Origin of the sequence: Orientia tsutsugamushi, assembly GCF_900327275.1 — a bacterium.
GTDB classification, from domain to species: Bacteria; Pseudomonadota; Alphaproteobacteria; order Rickettsiales; family Rickettsiaceae; genus Orientia; species Orientia tsutsugamushi.
This window is the reverse complement of record NZ_LS398548.1, coordinates 227,271-244,963: the sequence shown is the minus strand read 5'-3', so window position 1 is coordinate 244,963 and position 17,693 is coordinate 227,271. Positions and strand designations below refer to the sequence as shown.

Genomic DNA, 17,693 nt, shown 5'->3' with positions numbered 1-17,693 from the left:
ACTATAAGCTACTATAAAACAGTTATGTTATATACTTTTCGAAAACCTATCTAAGTCATAGTAATAGCTAAACTATTATAACTGTTTTATAGCAGTTTAGCTATACTTAGAGTATTTACCTACTTATTCTCCTGATTTAAATTCTATTGAGAAAAAATTGGTTCAAGCTAAATTAAGCAGAATGAAGAATCACTGTGATGTATACACCATTTTCGAAAAGTATATAACATAACTGTTTTATAGTAGCTTAGCTATATAGTCATTTACAATGAGGTTTTAGCATAGAAAAAAGCGATAATAGCATCATAAGATTTACCAACAGAATATTTTATACGCAAACTTCATTGTAAATGACTATATATAACAATCTGATGCATTTATGCAATAAAGAAGAGTTAACTAAATGTTACGAAGAGCTTTCTGAAAAGAAAGCTGTAGTAACAAATTGCATAAAAAATAAATTACGGCTTAAGATTAATAACGCCAGATTATATAATAAAGGTAAAATATAAAAGGCTTAATTCAGCCTAAAATTTACTATAAGCAAAGAGATTAATGATTAAACATTAAACCTAAAGTGAATAACATCACCATCTTGCACCTCATAGTCTTTGCCTTCAATTCGCAAACGCCCGTGCTCTTTAGCTTTAGATTCACCATTATATTTTATATAATCTTCATAAGATATAACCTCCGCCTTAATGAATCCTCTTTCAAAATCAGTATGAATTATTCCTGCAGCTTGAGGAGCTAATGTGCCTTTAACAATAGTCCAAGCTCGAGCTTCTTTAAGTCCAACGGTAAAATAACTATTTAAATCAAATAACCTATAGCAAGATTTTATGATTTTATTCAACCCAGTTTCTTGGAGTCCCCAAATATTCAGATAATCTTTTTTTTCTTCTAAAGTGCTTAAACTAGCAATTTCAGATTCAATACTTGATGAAATAATAATCATATCTGATTGACCTAATATATCGCTTTCTTGCACAGCTTTACACAAAGCATTACCAGATATTGCTTCATGTTCTAGCACATTACAAACATATATTACTGGCTTAGTAGTAAGCAACTGCAACCGATCAAATTTTTGGCTTTTTTCGCGATATAATTGCAGCTTTCTGACTGGCTGATCATTACGCAAAATTTGTTGTGCATGATATAACAGTTCTATTTCTTCTTTAGCTTTTTGATCACCACCTCTAGATTTTTTTTCCAAAGCAGGCAATCTTTTCTCTATAGACTCAAGATCTGCTAAAATAAGCTCCAGCTCTATTATCTCAGCATCACGAACTGGATCAATACTACCATATACATGAGTAATATCTGAAATATCAAAGCATCTTAAAACATGAATAATTGCATCTACCTCCCTAATGTGAGATAAAAATTTATTACCTAGCCCTTCTCCAGAGCTAGCACCTTTTACTAAGCCTGCAATATCAACAAATTTAACATAGGTTGGAATAATGCTTTGCGAACCAGCAATATCAGCTAATTTTTGCAGCCTGTGATCTGGAACAGCTACAATACCAATATTAGGCTCAATTGTACAAAATGGATAATTTCCAACATTAGCAGATTGAGTAGCAGTTAAAGCATTAAATAAGGTTGATTTCCCTACATTTGGCAATCCAACTATTCCATATCTAAGTTCCATTTTTATCAATCAATTTTTTATCTTAAACATAAATTCACTGAATTGTTTTTGAACTGCTAGCTCAAAATTTTCAGCAATTTTTCTTGCTATAGAATATAACACTGTTAATTCTGCAACTAAAAAATCAGACAAAACATAACTTGCAACTGATAAATGCTCAGAGAGAGGTCTACCAATACCTATCTTAATTCTTAAATAACTGTCACCAATTGCACTACTAATAGATTTTAGCCCGTTATGCCCTCCACTACCACCACCTACCTTTAACTTTACAATACCTAAAGGCAGGTCAATATCGTCATGAATAACGATTATATCGTAATTCTGCAACTTATAAAAATCCTTTATTAAGCAAACTGCTGTACCAGAAAGATTCATATAGGTTAATGGTTTTATAAAAATAATTTTTTTGCCTAAAAGCAATATTTTAGCAATATCAGATTTATATTTAGTGCTTTTACTAAAGCTTAAATTATTATAAAGTGCAATTTGTTCTAGAACAATATAGCCAACGTTATGCCTTGAGTTTGCATATTCTTTACCAGGATTACCAAGCCCTACTACCAACACTACTTACTATCAGCACCATCTTCTGCTGTTCCTTCTTCCTCTTTATCCTGCTTACTAGATTTACCAATAACAGATGCAATGACATAGTCTGTAGTCCTCTTTACTAAATTACAACCTTCAGGCAATTCTAGTCGCGATACTTTAATAGAAGCCCCAACTGGAACATTAGCAATATCACATTTAATACACTGAGGAATTTTATCTACTGGGCATAATAAATCAACATATCGCTTCACAATGTTCAAATAACCACCACGCTTAATTCCCAACGACTTGTCCTTTCCTTCAAAAGAAATTGGAACTTTAACTTTTTGTATACCGCCATTCTGTTCAACTAATATAAAATCAATATGATTTATGAACTCAGTTACAGGATGCAACTGCACTGCCTTAGGCAATACTTTAAATCTTTGATCATCAACCTGTAACTGTATTACAGTTGAACTAAAAAAAGGCTTACGATATAATTTTGCAACCTCTTTTTCTAAAGTACAAACATGAATTGGAGTAATTCCTTTTTTATATATTACTCCTGGAACCTTACCTTGGCGCCGTAAGGCTCGTGCTGAAGAAGTGCCAAAATCTGAGCGCAACTGCCCTACTAGTGTAAGCATTTCATTCATTATAATATTTCTCCAGAATTTTTAAATTATCATGATATAGTTAAGACTTAATAAATTCAAGTGATAATTCTGGATTATTACAGCATTTCTTTCATTTTACGTAAAAATATTACTTACATTATTGAACAATTCAGAGAATACATAATTCTCTAATTTTTAAAATAATTAATTTTACTAATTTAATTCCATAAAATTTTGCTGCATCACTTAGTCTTCAGCTTCAAATTGCTATCATCTACATTATTAAAAGATATAAAATTACAACAAAAATTTCACAACTTATATTTTAATTCATAATCATTAATGTAACTATTGAACAAAAAAGAGAACAATGCCTAATCCAGAATATACCGATTCAAGACTATTGAGCTCATTATTAAGAGTAGACTTATCAAGTTTTATTAATAAAACTTTTAATACCATTAATCCAGGAACAACTTTTCAACCAAACTGGCACATTGACCTAATTGCAAGTTACTTAGAACGTGTAACCCATGGCAAAATTAAAAGATTAATTATCAATATACCACCTAGATCTTTAAAATCAATATGTGTAAGTGTAGCATGGCCAGCTTGGATTCTAGGCCAAGATCCAACAAAAAGAATTATAGTAGCATGCTATGCTCAGACTCTAAGCACAAAACACTCACTTGATACTAGAGCAGTTATGACATCTAAATGGTATCAAGAATTATATCCAAATACTCTCCTAAACAAAAAACAAAACTTGCAATCAAAATTCATGACTACAAAGCATGGATTTCGTTTAGCAACATCAGTCGGAGGCAGTATAACTGGAGAAGGAGGAGAAGTTTTAATTATTGATGACCCACATAACCCAACTTATATTAATTCAACTAAAATGAGAAATAAAGCTGTAGAGTGGTTTGAACAAACTTTCTTAACTAGATTAAACGACAAAAACAATGGCAAAATAGTATTAGTAATGCAAAGATTACATACTGAAGATTTAAGTGGATATTTATTAAAAAATACAGCTAATGTATGGGAAATACTTAAAATACCAGCTATAGCTGATAAAGAATATAGCTATGACTTATTTCATAGCTGTATAACTATCAAGCAAGGAGATATGTTACATAAAAACAGAGATAAGTTTAAAAATTTACAAATAATTCAAAATGAATTAGGAACATACAACTTTGCAGCACAATATCTTCAATCACCTATACAAAAAAATGCAGGGCTACTCGAACCAAATATGATTCAATACTATGATCAATATCCCACACACATTGATTTTACCGTACAAAGCTGGGATACAGCTATTAAAATCAATGATACTAATGATTATACAGTTTGTACAACATGGGGAATAAGTGGACAATATTACTACTTATTAAATCTTTTTAGAGAACGTTTAAGTTATCCAAAACTAAAAATTATAGTAACAGATAATATTACTAAAAAGCATCACAGATATATTCTTATTGAAGATAAGGCTAGCGGTCAATCTCTAATACAAGACTTAAAATCGCAAGGCATTACTAATATCTTAGCACAAAAGCCTAAATTGGATAAGGTAACCAGATTTACAGTTACAATACCATATTTTGAATCTGGTATTATATTAATACCAAGAAATGCATCATGGCTAACTTTATTACTTAGTGAGATTACTAGCTTTCCATACGGAAACCACGATGATATAGTTGATTCAATTAGCCAATTCATTAATTTTATTAGACAAAATAATACTAAAACTAAAGTATGTATTAGAACAATATGTTAAAATTTTGCCATTTTTTATGACTATACCTATTTTTTATACACTTTTACTTTAACTATAGTACTTGCTTTCAGGGCGATTAACAATTTTGAGTGTACATTAAATATTTTTTTGATATAGTTATCCTATAACATTTTAGATAATATGCTTATTATTAACTTAAGTAACTAATTTAAAATAATTAAATCAAATACTATGAGCAGCAAACATAGTGATACTCCTCGTGGATGGCGCAGATGGTTATTATCAACTAACCATAAAGATATAGGCAGTATGTATTTAATATTTGCAATTTTAGCAGGACTAATTGGAGGATTGTTCTCATTTATTTTTAGATTGCAATTAGCAGTACCTGGCAGCAATTTTTTAGGAGGCAATTTTCAACTTTTTAATGTATTAATTACGGCTCATGCTATAATAATGGTATTCTTTATGATTATGCCAGCTCTATTTGGTGGCTTTGGAAATTGGTTCGTACCATTAATGATTGGAGCTCCAGATGTTGCTTTTCCAAGATTAAATAATATTAGCTTTTGGCTATTAGTACCAGCTTTTATTTTGCTTATTGCATCAGTTTTTGTTGATGAGGGAGCTGGTACTGGCTGGACTCTATACCCTCCTTTAAGTAGTAGTTTAAGCCATCCAGGAGCTGCTGTTGACATGGTAATTTTTAGCTTACATTTAGTTGGGCTATCTTCTATTCTTGGATCAATGAACCTTATAGTAACAATTTTTAATATGAGAGCACCAGGCATGGGATTATTACAAATTCCATTGTTTGTATGGTCAATACTAATTACTGCATTTCTATTAATTATAGTAATTCCAGTTCTAGGAGGAGCTATTACAATGCTATTAATGGATCGTAACTTCAGTACCTCATTTTTTGTTCCATCAGGTGGTGGAGATCCAGTCTTATTTCAGCACTTATTTTGGTTTTTTGGTCACCCTGAAGTATATATAGTTATTTTACCAGGGTTTGGAGTTATTAGCCACGTTATATCAACTTTTTCTAAAAAGCCAATATTTGGCTATTTAGGTATGGTAGGGGCAATGATTGCCATTGGAGTAATCGGCACATTAGTATGGGCTCACCACATGTTTACGGTTGGATTATCGCCGCAAGCCTTAATATTTTTTACTGCAGGATCAATGATTATAGCTTTGCCAACTGGAATTAAAATCTTCAGCTGGCTAGCAACTATGTGGGGAGGCTCAATTGAATTTAAGACTCCAATGCTATTTAGTATAGGATTTATTATATTATTTACTATTGGAGGAGTAACTGGAGTAGTATTAGCTAACTCATCAATTGACAGAGTATTACATGATACATATTATGTAGTAGCTCACTTTCATTACACAATGTCCTTGGGAGCATTGTTTTCGGCATTCGCTGGATTTTATTACTGGATCGGAAAAATATCAGGTAGACAATATCCAGAAATACTCGGAAAAATTCACTTTTGGATAACTTTTATCGGAGTTAATCTTACTTTTTTTCCTCAACATTTTTTAGGACTAGCTGGTATGCCAAGAAGAATTCCAGATTATCCTGATGCTTTTGCTGGCTGGAATATGGTATCATCCATAGGTTCTACAATTTCAATAATCGCTGCATTCTTTTTTATCTACATAGCAATCTACACAATATTCTATGGTAAAAAATGCCCAGCTAATCCATGGGGACAAGGAGCTACAACTCTAGAATGGAGCTTAGAATCCCCTCCACCTTATCATTGCTTTCAAGACCCACCAAAAATTGAGAATGTAGATCACTAAGAAGAGTAATATGCCAAACTCACATAGTACACAAAGTACTCCTGTTAAAAATTTTCAAAATAAGTTTCTAGTATTAACTTCTACTCCAAAAGATTTTTTACTGTTAATGAAACCTAGTGTAATGCTTTTAGCTATTTTCACTGCAATCACTGGCTTATTTATTGCACCTAATAAAATTCATCCTTTATTATCATCAATTGCAATTTTGTGCATTAGCACAGGAGCAGGAGCAGCAGGTGCTATCAACATGTGGTATGATGCTGATATCGATAGTATCATGAAACGAACACGTAACCGCCCTACTGTTACAGGCAAAATTCCCCCCAGTACCGCACTTACATTTGGTATCATTTTAGCATTTTTTTCTGTATTAGTAATGGCCATATGCGTAAATTACATATCTAGCATTTTATTATTAATTTCTATTAGCTTTTACATTATAGTGTATACTATGTGGTTAAAAAGAAGGACTGCACAAAACATTGTTATTGGTGGAGCTGCAGGAGCATTGCCTCCAGTAATAGGTTATAGCGCTGTTACTAATAGTATAGATACTACATGTTTAATGCTATTTTTAATAATATTTTTGTGGACACCGGCACACTTCTGGACATTATCATTATATTATACCAATGATTATAAACTAGCTAATGTACCAATCTTACCATTAGTTAAAGGCATTAATTATACCAAATACAGTATATTAGCGTATACCTTTTTAACTGTTATTTCTGCTTCCCTACCCTATTTTACTGATATAGCCGGCTTGCTATATTTAATATGCTCTACTATCTCTGGAATTATATTTTTATGTTATGCTAGTATGTTATTTAATGATAGAAACAACATACTAGCTCGAAAAATGTTTAAATATTCAATAATTTACTTATTTAATATCTTTCTATATCTAATTATAGAACATTGTATAAAGCGTTTTAATATTTCTTAACTAATCACTGAGCTTACATCATATATTAGCCAAGATTCGATCTATAACATTCATGTATTTTGAAGTATAAATCTCTTATAGTTGTTTTGCTACAACTTTAAACAGCAAAATTTACCTATAACTATCTTAACTTTTATAATTATATTAATTTTTGTTGCAAAAGAATATTTTCAGCAATTTGTACTGCATTAAGTGCTGATCCTTTTCGCAAATTATCCGTACTTATCCATAAACTCAAACTATTCTTTATATTTTTCTCTTTTCTTACTCTGCTAACAAAAACATCGTTTTTTCCAGTAACATCAACTGGAGTAACAATATCTGAGCTTGTATTACTCATACTATTCTTAACATTACTGATTAATTTAATACCATTAAGCTTTACAAGCAATGATTCTGCATCTTTCACGCTTAAATTATATTCAAATTCAACATTAACTGCAAAAGCGTGGCTAACAAATGTTGGCACTCTTACACAGGTAATTGATATAGCAATTTGACGACCAATAATTTTTTGTATTTCACGAATTATTTTATCTTCTTCATCACACCTACCATTCTCCATGATCATTCCTATCTGAGGTATGATATTAAAAGCAATCTGCTTAGGAAAAATTTGCGGAGTTAATGTTTTCGATTGTTCTAAATACCGATTTCTAGTTTGCATATCTAATTCTTCCATTGCAGCTTTCCCTGCCCCTGAAGTAGATTGATATGTTGCAATAACTAATTTTTTAATTTTAGCAACATCATCTAATGGCTTTAGAACTAATATTAATGGGACTACACAACAATTTGGGCTAGATATAATACGTGAATTAGTTGTAATAGTATCAATATTTATTTCTGGTATAACTAAAGGAATATCACTCTTCAGTCTAAAATAAGATGACTTATCAATTACTTTCGCACCTGCTGATACTATCTGTGGAATAATAGACTTTGCAACTTGAGCATTAACGCAAGAAAATACTATATTAATACCTCTAAAATCAAAATTTTTTATAGACTGAGTAACAATATTTTGTTGTCCAAAACTTATGTTATGCCCAATTAAATTATTAGATATACAATAAAGATGCCTTATTGGCAGTTGCCTTTCATATAAAATATCAATTAATAACCTGCCTACATTACCTGTAGCACCTATAACCGCTATGTTAATTTTATTATTCATCACATTTATTATATACCAAACATATAAGAGCGTATTTTTAATAATACGCTTAAAATATATTAATTTGACTCAATTTTCTGATTTGAAATGATATGAGTATGAAAATGCGGAATTTCTTGCCCACCTCCCTTACCACTATGAGTTACTAACTTAAATCCACTTTGATCAAGTTTAAATTGTTTAACCATAGAGTTAATAGTAGAAAAATAATGGCAAATATCATCAGACGATGCTTTAGAAAGAAAATCGCAATAATCTATATATTCTCCATTAGGAATAACCAGTATATGTGTTGAAGCAATTGGATTAATATCATGAAAAGCTAAAATCTTATTATCTTTATATACTATATTAGCACTTAGTTCATTACGAAGAATTTTAGCAAAAACATTATTTCTATCATATGAAAAAAATTGATTTACTATACTCATAAACTATATTCTTATTGTATTTAATTAGCAGTACTTTAAATTTTAGCAAAATAACTTATTAGATACAAGCAAATCAAGAATACATGCTATAGCTATTATTTTCAATACTGTAATATCTAATAAAATCCTTAGTTAAATATAATAAAGAATAAGCAAGAATGTAGTTTATTTATACTTTAATTTTACTAGCAATAAATGTTTCAAACATAACCTAAGAACTTAAACTATCTTACTTATTACCTGCCTTTTATCATCTGCGTATTTGATTCTAACTCACGCTTTATTTTTGCCACATGCCCTTTAGATATTGTCTTAGTATCAAGTTTTAGCTTTTCGCTCTTTTTCCAATCCTGCACTTTAGATTTATTATCTAGCCACCAGTAATACTTATTATTATCTGATATGCTAGAACTCATCCCACTAGCAGCAATGTGAGCTTTAATAAACGAGTCAATGTTAGGATCTTGTAAGCAAGATTCACGCCAAGATTCAACAATTCTATCCCGTAGATTTGATGGTAGTGAAGAATTTTCTACGAAATCAGATTTATGATATTGTTTAACACATTGAAGTAGTTTTTCTTTAACAGGCAAAAGTAACGGTTTAGTTAAATATGCATCACAATTATTGATTGTTCCAAACAAGACTTCAGATACTATATATATTTTATCCTCCATGCTTATATCTTCCCAATTCATACATTGCCAACTTAATGGCAGTACCTTCCTAGATATATCTCTAAGTTTGGATTCGAAGAATGTATCTTTACATCCATCTAAAAATACATCTCCAAGTAACGCTCTTTTAGTAACAGTATTGTATCCGTCGCTATATTGCCCATCACTTAGATAAAGTTTTACTTCCTCATTCCCCTTACTACCAATAGCAGCTTCAAAATCTACTATTGCTTCAGATCCCTCTGAGTTTAATTTTATTAAACCAGCCTCAATACAATTTCTAGCATGTGATTCTGCTAAAAAGCTCAGACCTTCTTCATCGCATAAAAGCCTAACATTTTCTACGCAAAAAAATTCAATATTCTGTAAATTTTGAACAGCTGCGCTCTTGTCAACCCCTAAAATATGGTTTACATTGCGTTGAAACATGCTAAGAAAATTTTCTTTCGCAGAAAGCGATGCGTCATATTTTTTTAAAGCAGAATTATCTACATTTTGCAATTTACCTACAACTTTTTCTAACATTTCTAGCTTACTTGAGTATGGAACAATAGTAATAAAATCATATAACTCTCTAAATGTTTCATCAGAAATATTATCCCTTAATGCCTCTCGAATAGATCTAGTAGTACAATTACCATAGTTCTGTTGTGAAGATACTACCTTTTTCGCATTTACAGGGTCCACTGATAGATTAACATCATTACTCATAGTATCCATATCTACAATGGCCATCTGATTGAATATCATAGATTTTATTGGCTTTTCAGACTGATATGGCTCACCTGTACCCATCTGATGCAATATCATAGATTCTATTAACTTTTTAGACCGATACGAATCATCTATAGTATACTTGATTCCAGAATATAATTGTCTGTTATAATTAGTAACACCATTCATTTTCAATAGCTTATCTAAATCTGCAATCTCTATATTATCAGTATTAGCTCCAAATCCAGCATTATAAATAATTCCACAATAATTGCCTGCATTATTCTTAATGCATTTTAAAATTGCTGCATGTTGAACACCGTAAAACCCATCGCAAGCTACATATACTACTCCCTTAGCTTCTAAATCATTTATTATTTTTTCTGCTAACTTAATTCTGCATTTGCGCTTAAGTTCTGATCCAGAATAATATATTAAAAATTGCTGTTTAAACATTTCATCAAGATGAGTACTAAATTCCTTAAGTTCTGCACAATCTTTATTATATACAACTTGAAAGCAATCAATAAGACATTTATATCCGCATAGTGTACTCCAAAAAGCGCTTCCAGGTATATCTGCATGATCTTTATTACCTGAACGGTCAACAGATTCATAGTGTTGCACTTTATTTATTTCATAACAATAGTCTATAAAGTTTTTATATATTTCTTCTGCCTTATCTTTAATACACATATTTTCCTCCTTTAAATCAACAGTAACATATATTAAACTCAAGTCTCCTTAGGCGCAACCATTAGTTGTACTGCAATGTACCATAAATTAAAAAGATAGTTGCATTAGAAATAAAATACAGTAAAGAAAAAATAAAATAAGATGAAAGTATGTATGTAGTATATTATAGTCATTTATAATGAAACTTATTAGCACATGCGAAGAGTAAGTATGATAGCTGGTCTTTATAATGATAAAGTTATTGCTCATTTAGACAAATAGTAATATTAGGTAATATAAGTTTTCATAAAACAGTTGTCGCTAAGTCTATGATAGAATCAGTATGGTGTAAATTATTATATCTTTCAACTTATTCTCTAGATTTGGATCTAATTGAGTATTATCAGTTTAAAGTTAAAGATGACATACACAAAGTATCTTACTTATTTAACAACTTTTTTGATGCTGTTTTTTACACTTTACAATGTGTAATTACATTTTCGAATAGAGCTATATATAACTTACATCTTAGGCATCATATTTAGTTCTATTTTATTATTCTTGAGATTTTTGCGCTCACATTGTCTTTTTTGCAAATATCTTTTTTTCTATTGCTTATATCAAACTGTTGTTAAACTATTATGGAAATTCTTATTCTTCAGATATATCTTATATCGAACTTAGGCCATAAATAACTTGTATCACCCTATATAAAATTAATTTTATGTTATTTGCCATTGAGGAATGCTAAGTTTTATTTTAGCGCTATCTACTGTAATTTCTTGTTTAGTAAAAATATTATTTTGATCGCTACTTTCTCTAATTAATGCTATACCTTGTGTATAGTAACTAGAGCACCAGTAACCTATAATATTGCTATTATGCATAACTGGAGTTTGAGGTGCAACATTAAGTAAATTTTCATCGCTAGTAGCATGATATATTTTTTTTCGTACTACTCCTTGAGATTTAATTCTAGATATCAATTCTTGTCCTATATAACATCCTTTAGAATAACTTATAGCATTTAATCTATCAGCACCATACTCAGGAGGAATGGCTTTGTTAGATGGTATATCAATTTCTCCATCAGGTATTGCAAACTTATATTTATCAACTAAATATACATCAGTATTTGAATTAACTAAGTTACAAGAATGTAGTTTTTCAGTTAACAATCTAAATCCCATTTGATTAAATCTAGGATCTCGATATTGAGTTACTAATTTTGCAGTATTAAGATTAAGATGATGTAAGTTACTATCATTTATATAAAATTGGCTATATATTACATCATAGAAGTCACTTACATCATTGATTTGCACTTTTGATCTAAGCTTGAACATATGCAATTTTGATAGAAGAGCATTTTTAATACTCGCTAAACAATCAATAAAAAAAGTATTATGATTATTGATAAGGAAAAAATCAAATAGAAATCTACCTTGAGGACTTAAAATCATAGAATACTTAGCTTCCCCATTTGCTGCAGGTATAACATTTGTGGTAATTCTTAATAAAAAATTAGATGCATCGCAACCAGATAATTCTAAAATTGCTCTGTTATTTAATAAATGATAACTATGCATAAGTTTAAGTGATTTGATATTTCAAATATTAAGAATCAATAAATTTTTTTATACTAAAAAATACATTAACTATTATAGTCAGAACTGGCAAAAAAACATCAAAATAATTACTTTTAAAGCCAAAGGTTAATATTAAGAAATATGTTAGCCATGAAATACTATATTTAACATGTGATGTGAAGTTATATATATGATTGTTTGACTATGAGAATAGGACAAACCTATTGTTCTACGAACAGAGGTCTAGTTGTACATACAATGGAGTGATCCTATGTATGAAGCTATCAGGGCAATGTCTACAGTTTGAAAGAGATATCGTGTAAAAAAACAGAAACAGAAACAGAAACCCAATAAAAATCTCTATTGATAAACTAACAGAAGATGTGTCACAATATAGTGATGTATATAAACATGAAAGAGCTAAACGACTAGGAGTAAGTAAGTCAGGTATAAAAAAAGCTATAAAACATCCTAAGGCAAAAAAATAAGAGAGGTTAAAATTTTATGATAAGATAAAAAGGTACAAAGAAAAGGAAAAATTATTGTCTTTACGGATGAGAGTGCGTTTGTTCATAGTACACCTAGAACTCACGGATATGTAGCAAAAGACATGAGATGTTATTGAGTTTATGATTGGCATCCATCAAAGAGAACTAACGTTATAGGAGTATTAGTAGATAATTTTCTGCTAACCGTTTTTGAATGCAATGTTAATACTGCTATTTTTAACTGTTGGGTAGAGCATGATTTAATTTTGAAATTACCTAATAATTCTGTAGTTGTGATAGACAATGCAAGTTTTCATAAAAGTTAGCATTTAAAAACTATGATAGAAAAAAGATGGACATATATAGCTAAGCTATTATAAAACAGTTGTAATAGCTTAGCTATATCATAAATAATAGGCTTGCCATATTTCATTCATCAGAGATATGACCTTCTATATACCAGGAAACTTGCTTTTTTTTAAGAAAGCGATAAATCTATTCTTATAGCTAGGCTTTTCAGCTTTATCCATATAATAGCTTTTATCTGGAGTATCTGCTTTTACCTTTACAATATTGTCTACATAAAAATTTACTTTCGTTTAACCAATTTTAACTTTATCTTGCCACTATTTCCTATCTAGATCAGTACTTTAGTAGGATTTTATTTCTCTTAGTACAAGATTGTTGCTAATCTTGTATCTCAATAGCGGTAACTTAGGTCTAAATGCTACCTTGATACATCTCTCTAGTTTTTGTTTGAGTAACCTCATGTCGCACTTTCTCATAGCCAAATATTTATATATAGTCATTTACAATAGATCTCTTTCGAAACTGGTTAAGGTAGTTCAAAATTATTGCTGATAAATATCGAAATAGACGTAAAAGATCTGGCCTTAGATTTAATTTGATCTCTGGCATTTATAATTTTGAACTACCTTAACCAGTTTCGAAAGAGGTTTAATGAGGTTTGAGATAGAAAGAAGCGATAAAAATTAATAGAATCTGTTGGTTATAAAGTTATTTTTTAGCTACCTTATTCTCCAGATTTAAATCTGATAGAAAAGTTTTGGGCTAATATGAAGATGTGGATTAGAAACGCCAGATTAGGATAAGGAAAAATATGAAAGCTAGTGAAGAAAATGTATGCAAGAGAGAATGTTGCGTTATAATTATGTGATATATTAAAAATATAGTTTTAATTAATAGCTATTTATTTATTGTTCGCATGTTTGCAAATGCAAATTTAGAATCAGAAACAGTTAGAAAGAGGTAATATACGAGTATTACAATTGTCAATGTTCAAGTTATTAAGTATAGTATTATGAACTAATACTTGTAGAAATATGATCAATAAATCGAGAAAGATTTTCTAAACATTTTGTCTATGAATCATATGATGATGAGACTCAGCTATTCCTTAATCGTGGTTCAATAGGTTTTGTATTGCTTGCATGGACATTGGTTGAAGCTAGTGTTTCGGCATAGAGAATTTTTTAAGCAACTGGCAGTCATATCGTAAAAGAGAGGTATTTATTGAGTTAGCTAATAAAAGAACAGAGTTTTTGCGTGATCAAGCTCAAAAGTCAGGCTCTGTAAAGGATGTAGTATTGTTGATTTCAGTGACTATACCTAATGTAAATGTAAATATCGATGATATGATTCGCAGACGAGATGCTTTAAAAGATACGTTTAGGTCCATGAAAGCTAAGCAATCTGCATCAGCGTTTTGCTCGATGTTAAGACGCAGTGGATGGTATTTTGTTCCATGCAAATATGATCATGTGGCCGTGTTACTAGCTGCACTACCAATGCAATTAGTTGAACAAGGCCCAAAAGGTGTATTTGGTCAAAATAAAACATCAGGAGTTGGAGTAGCGCTTTCTAGCTTAGGTAGAGGTATAAAAACTGTTTCTGTAGAGAGTAAAGTATTATTACCAATAATCGGTGAATGGAAAGGTGATTTAAGCTCTCCAGGTATGTTACTAGCTGGTAGACGAGGACAAATAATGTATTGGTTACCTTTTGGTGGAGCTTTATTACCTGCATTAAATAAGAATGCAGTAGCTCCAAATGAGAACTTTAAACTTTGTATAGCTGGAGTTCCAGGGTCTGGAAAATCTGTTTTTATGCAAGAATTAATGCTATCGGTTCTAGGAGTTGGTGGTAAGGTTTTTGTTCTTGATTATGGAAGATCATTTAAGCGTACATGCTTGATTCTAGGCGGTAGCTACATAGAATTTGACATGAAAAATCCTGTATCAATTAATCCATTTTCCGAAGTACCAGAGGATGACAGCGCAAAGTCTATAGAGGCTAGATCCGACTTTTTATCTAACTTTTCATCCATTTTAGCAACTATGGCTGCTCCACAGTATGGAACAAGCGATTTGCAACAACCAATGCTACAGAGAGCTTTGACACTTGCGCTACTCTCCCTCATATATAGCATATGCTCCTTCAACTTGAGCTTCAGCCTCAGCTGCTGCTTCCTCATTGTGTTGAAGTTTTGTTAAATCGTCATTACCTAAATTCTCTAATATCATAAGCCTTACTTCTGGTGGCAAATGAGACCAAGATGTCTGACTTTTTTGAGAAGCATCCTGATTGGATTCAAATATCTCATCCATTGATTCAGATGCTTCTTGTAGTAGCTTAGCTCTTGCTTTCCCTTTCTCAATAGATTTTTCAATACAGGAAGAGTACATGAGAAATCTATTCTGACACTTTACAATATCAGGATTATTAGCACATCTTGCTAGCGTATTTATATCTTTTTGCAGTACAAATATATCAAAAAAAGATAGACAACTGCTGCCAACAGAGATAGAGCACATTTGTTTTATTTCGTTATGACATTGCTGTTCAAGTTCCTTTAGCTGTTCTGATTCATTAATAAGCCCTTTATTGTGTATAAAACCTGATAAATTAGTATCTACAGTGTTACAATATTCTGTCTTAACAATGTTAGTAACTAATAATTTCATCATTTCGAAATGTAGCTCCGGATTATCAATATATTTGAGCCAAGCTCTTTCAAAAGGAGTTTGATTAAAGTAGCATTGCAAATTAGGATTAGCTCCATAACTTAATAAAAGCCTTACCATCTCAACGTTACTTTGTTCAGCAGCATAATATATAGCAGTACTGCTATATGCATTTTGTGTATCTACCTCAGCATGATTAGCTAACAAAAACATTGCCATTTGTATGTTGCCGTTATAAGCAGCAATATGTAATGCAGTGCTTCCACGTAGATTTTGTGTATTGATATCTACACCATGTTCTATCAGATGCTTTACTACATCTAGGTAGTTGTGTTTAGCAGCATAAAGTAAAGGATGATTATTTACAGGACTAAAACTACTTCTTGTAGTAACATATAGTAGGTGAGCGCGAAGCCGTAAATAATTATTCATAGTTCTTTCCTTAAAATTATATTATACTTTCAAAGATATTATTCATAAAACGCAAAGATATTATTCATAAAATGAGCGATATTGCAACTTAAAATTGATTTATGTGATAATATAGGTTAAATTACTATATCTCTGTACTTTGCAAACAGTTCAATGCATGATACTAATGCTTCCAGTAGAATAATAGACCTCTTTCGAAAGCTGATAAATATCAAAATAGACGTAAAAGATTAGGTCTTAGATTTAATTTGATCTCTGGCATTTATAATTTTGAACTACGTCAACCAGTTTTGAAAGAGGTTTAATATAGCAAAACCACTATAAAACAGTTATACTAGATGCTTTCTGAATCAAAAAAAGTATCTAGTATAACTGTTTTATAGTAGCTTAGCTGTATGTCTTTGTCCTAAGGCATGGATTCCAATACCTGTACCTGGTATTCCTGTTGGATTTTGGGAGCCAGTACGCCTTGTAGATGTTACAAAATCACCAATGTGTATGGTAAGTCTTGGAGGTTTGTCATTTGGAACTGCTACTCAAAAAGGCATGAAAGATTAGGCTGAAGGAAGTGCTTTTTACCACATTCATTGGTATGTCTATCCCGTGATTTACTGGCTGGAAATTTTGCTTGATTTTATTTGTCTGGAAATGGCTGCAGTCGATATAGCATATTTAACAGAGTTTGATCCATTATGGAGTGATGATGCTAAATCTGCGATTTTAAATCCAGAAACGTTGTTGTTTCAAAATGTAGCTGCTTATCAAGCATGTATAGCTGATTGCATGAGTTGTAGCGCTGGTTTATTAGCAAGTGATTATGCTTTTTGGTGTGCTGGATGTCAAGGAATGCTTTACCCTTTTACTGGAACAGCTGCAGCGCATAATGGTGGAGTTGGAACATCTGTATTAATGGTAAGTAAATTTATGGCTAAGATGCATAGGCAACTGATGTTATGGGGATATTATGGTTATAAAGGCCTATGTGGTAAGTATCCAATGCCTATTATCAAGAAAAGTCAGTATCGACTACAAATGACTTATCCAATTCCAGAAACAAAATCCTGCAAGAGCATAGGTCAAACAGAAGCTATATGGCAAGCTGGTAGAGAATTTCCAGTTAATGGTGAAGATTTCGGTTACTTGATTTGGCGAAAAAGAGATTGCTGTTTGCTTTGATTTATAAAGCTTGGAG

Annotated in this window: 12 protein-coding genes and 6 pseudogenes; 10 read left to right on the top strand and 8 right to left on the bottom strand. The window is 31.1% G+C overall.

Annotated elements, in window-relative coordinates; genetic code table 11:
* Positions 1–559: 559 nt before the first annotated feature.
* Genes ychF through DK405_RS01265 form a run of 3 tightly spaced genes read right to left on the bottom strand, consistent with a single transcriptional unit; the run spans position 560 to position 2,853 of the window.
* Positions 560–1,660, bottom strand: coding sequence for a redox-regulated ATPase YchF (ychF, locus tag DK405_RS01275; RefSeq protein ID WP_045912681.1), 1,101 nt, complete (start codon positions 1,658–1,660; stop codon positions 560–562).
* Between the two features lie 9 nt (positions 1,661–1,669).
* Positions 1,670–2,230, bottom strand: a complete 561-nt coding sequence (pth, locus tag DK405_RS01270) for an aminoacyl-tRNA hydrolase (protein WP_045912680.1) — start codon at positions 2,228–2,230, stop codon at positions 1,670–1,672.
* Positions 2,230–2,853 carry a 50S ribosomal protein L25/general stress protein Ctc gene (locus DK405_RS01265; protein WP_012461724.1) on the bottom strand — a complete coding sequence of 208 codons (624 nt, stop codon included), beginning with the start codon at positions 2,851–2,853 and terminating at the stop codon, positions 2,230–2,232. Before DK405_RS01265 ends, pth begins: the two co-directional genes overlap by 1 nt.
* A gap of 331 nt (positions 2,854–3,184) precedes the next feature.
* Here DK405_RS01265 and terL point away from each other — a divergent pair, with 331 nt between their 5' ends.
* From terL to cyoE, 3 genes are all read left to right on the top strand, one after another.
* The gene (gene terL / locus DK405_RS01260; RefSeq protein ID WP_045912679.1) at positions 3,185–4,606 is read left to right on the top strand and encodes a phage terminase large subunit; all 1,422 of its coding nucleotides are present in this window, start codon (positions 3,185–3,187) and stop codon (positions 4,604–4,606) included.
* A gap of 192 nt (positions 4,607–4,798) precedes the next feature.
* Positions 4,799–6,385 carry a cytochrome c oxidase subunit I gene (gene ctaD / locus DK405_RS01255; protein WP_045912678.1) on the top strand — a complete coding sequence of 529 codons (1,587 nt, stop codon included), beginning with the start codon at positions 4,799–4,801 and terminating at the stop codon, positions 6,383–6,385.
* Between the two features lie 10 nt (positions 6,386–6,395).
* Positions 6,396–7,334: a heme o synthase gene (gene cyoE / locus DK405_RS01250; protein WP_045912677.1), complete on the top strand. Its 939-nt coding sequence runs from the start codon at positions 6,396–6,398 to the stop codon at positions 7,332–7,334.
* A gap of 139 nt (positions 7,335–7,473) precedes the next feature.
* On the opposite strand, the gene DK405_RS01245 is transcribed toward cyoE, so the two are convergent.
* The 3 genes from DK405_RS01245 to DK405_RS01235 all read right to left on the bottom strand — a co-directional run bounded on the left by DK405_RS01245 (position 7,474) and on the right by DK405_RS01235 (position 11,029).
* Positions 7,474–8,511, bottom strand: coding sequence for an aspartate-semialdehyde dehydrogenase (locus DK405_RS01245; RefSeq protein ID WP_045912676.1), 1,038 nt, complete (start codon positions 8,509–8,511; stop codon positions 7,474–7,476).
* A 59-nt stretch (positions 8,512–8,570) separates the two neighbouring features.
* The gene (locus DK405_RS01240; RefSeq protein ID WP_045912675.1) at positions 8,571–8,942 is read right to left on the bottom strand and encodes an HIT domain-containing protein; all 372 of its coding nucleotides are present in this window, start codon (positions 8,940–8,942) and stop codon (positions 8,571–8,573) included.
* Between the two features lie 236 nt (positions 8,943–9,178).
* Positions 9,179–11,029: a hypothetical protein gene (locus tag DK405_RS01235; RefSeq protein WP_064613047.1), complete on the bottom strand. Its 1,851-nt coding sequence runs from the start codon at positions 11,027–11,029 to the stop codon at positions 9,179–9,181.
* 257 nt (positions 11,030–11,286) lie between these two features.
* Here DK405_RS01235 and DK405_RS15590 point away from each other — a divergent pair, with 257 nt between their 5' ends.
* On the top strand, positions 11,287–11,553 hold the full coding sequence (locus DK405_RS15590; protein WP_109510559.1) for a transposase: 267 nt from the start codon (positions 11,287–11,289) through the stop codon (positions 11,551–11,553).
* Between the two features lie 177 nt (positions 11,554–11,730).
* On the opposite strand, the gene ygfZ is transcribed toward DK405_RS15590, so the two are convergent.
* Positions 11,731–12,597: a CAF17-like 4Fe-4S cluster assembly/insertion protein YgfZ gene (gene ygfZ / locus DK405_RS01225; protein ID WP_045912983.1), complete on the bottom strand. Its 867-nt coding sequence runs from the start codon at positions 12,595–12,597 to the stop codon at positions 11,731–11,733.
* A gap of 338 nt (positions 12,598–12,935) precedes the next feature.
* On the opposite strand from ygfZ, the pseudogene DK405_RS01220 reads away from it, so the two are divergent.
* From DK405_RS01220 to DK405_RS01205, 4 pseudogenes are all read left to right on the top strand, one after another.
* Positions 12,936–13,085: pseudogene (locus DK405_RS01220) on the top strand (IS630 transposase-related protein); the annotation flags it as partial.
* Between the two features lie 844 nt (positions 13,086–13,929).
* Positions 13,930–14,025 (top strand): annotated as a pseudogene (locus DK405_RS01215) (IS5/IS1182 family transposase); the annotation flags it as partial.
* Positions 14,026–14,125: 100 nt separating this feature from the next.
* A pseudogene (locus DK405_RS15305) lies at positions 14,126–14,197 on the top strand (hypothetical protein); the annotation flags it as partial.
* A gap of 238 nt (positions 14,198–14,435) precedes the next feature.
* Positions 14,436–15,598 (top strand): annotated as a pseudogene (locus tag DK405_RS01205) (TraG/VirB4 family ATPase).
* On the opposite strand, the gene DK405_RS01200 reads toward DK405_RS01205, so the two are convergent.
* Entirely contained in the window at positions 15,512–16,501 is a 990-nt protein-coding gene (locus DK405_RS01200; protein WP_045913066.1) for an ankyrin repeat domain-containing protein, read from the bottom strand. The pseudogene DK405_RS01205 and the gene DK405_RS01200 sit on opposite strands and share 87 nt — an antisense overlap.
* Positions 16,502–16,701: 200 nt before the next feature.
* Between DK405_RS01200 and DK405_RS15585 the strand changes: the two are divergent.
* Both DK405_RS15585 and DK405_RS01195 read left to right on the top strand, forming a co-directional pair.
* Positions 16,702–16,806 (top strand): annotated as a pseudogene (locus DK405_RS15585) (IS5/IS1182 family transposase); the annotation flags it as partial.
* Positions 16,807–16,894: 88 nt separating this feature from the next.
* A pseudogene (locus DK405_RS01195) lies at positions 16,895–17,677 on the top strand (TraU family protein); the annotation flags it as partial.
* Positions 17,678–17,693 lie beyond the last annotated feature (16 nt).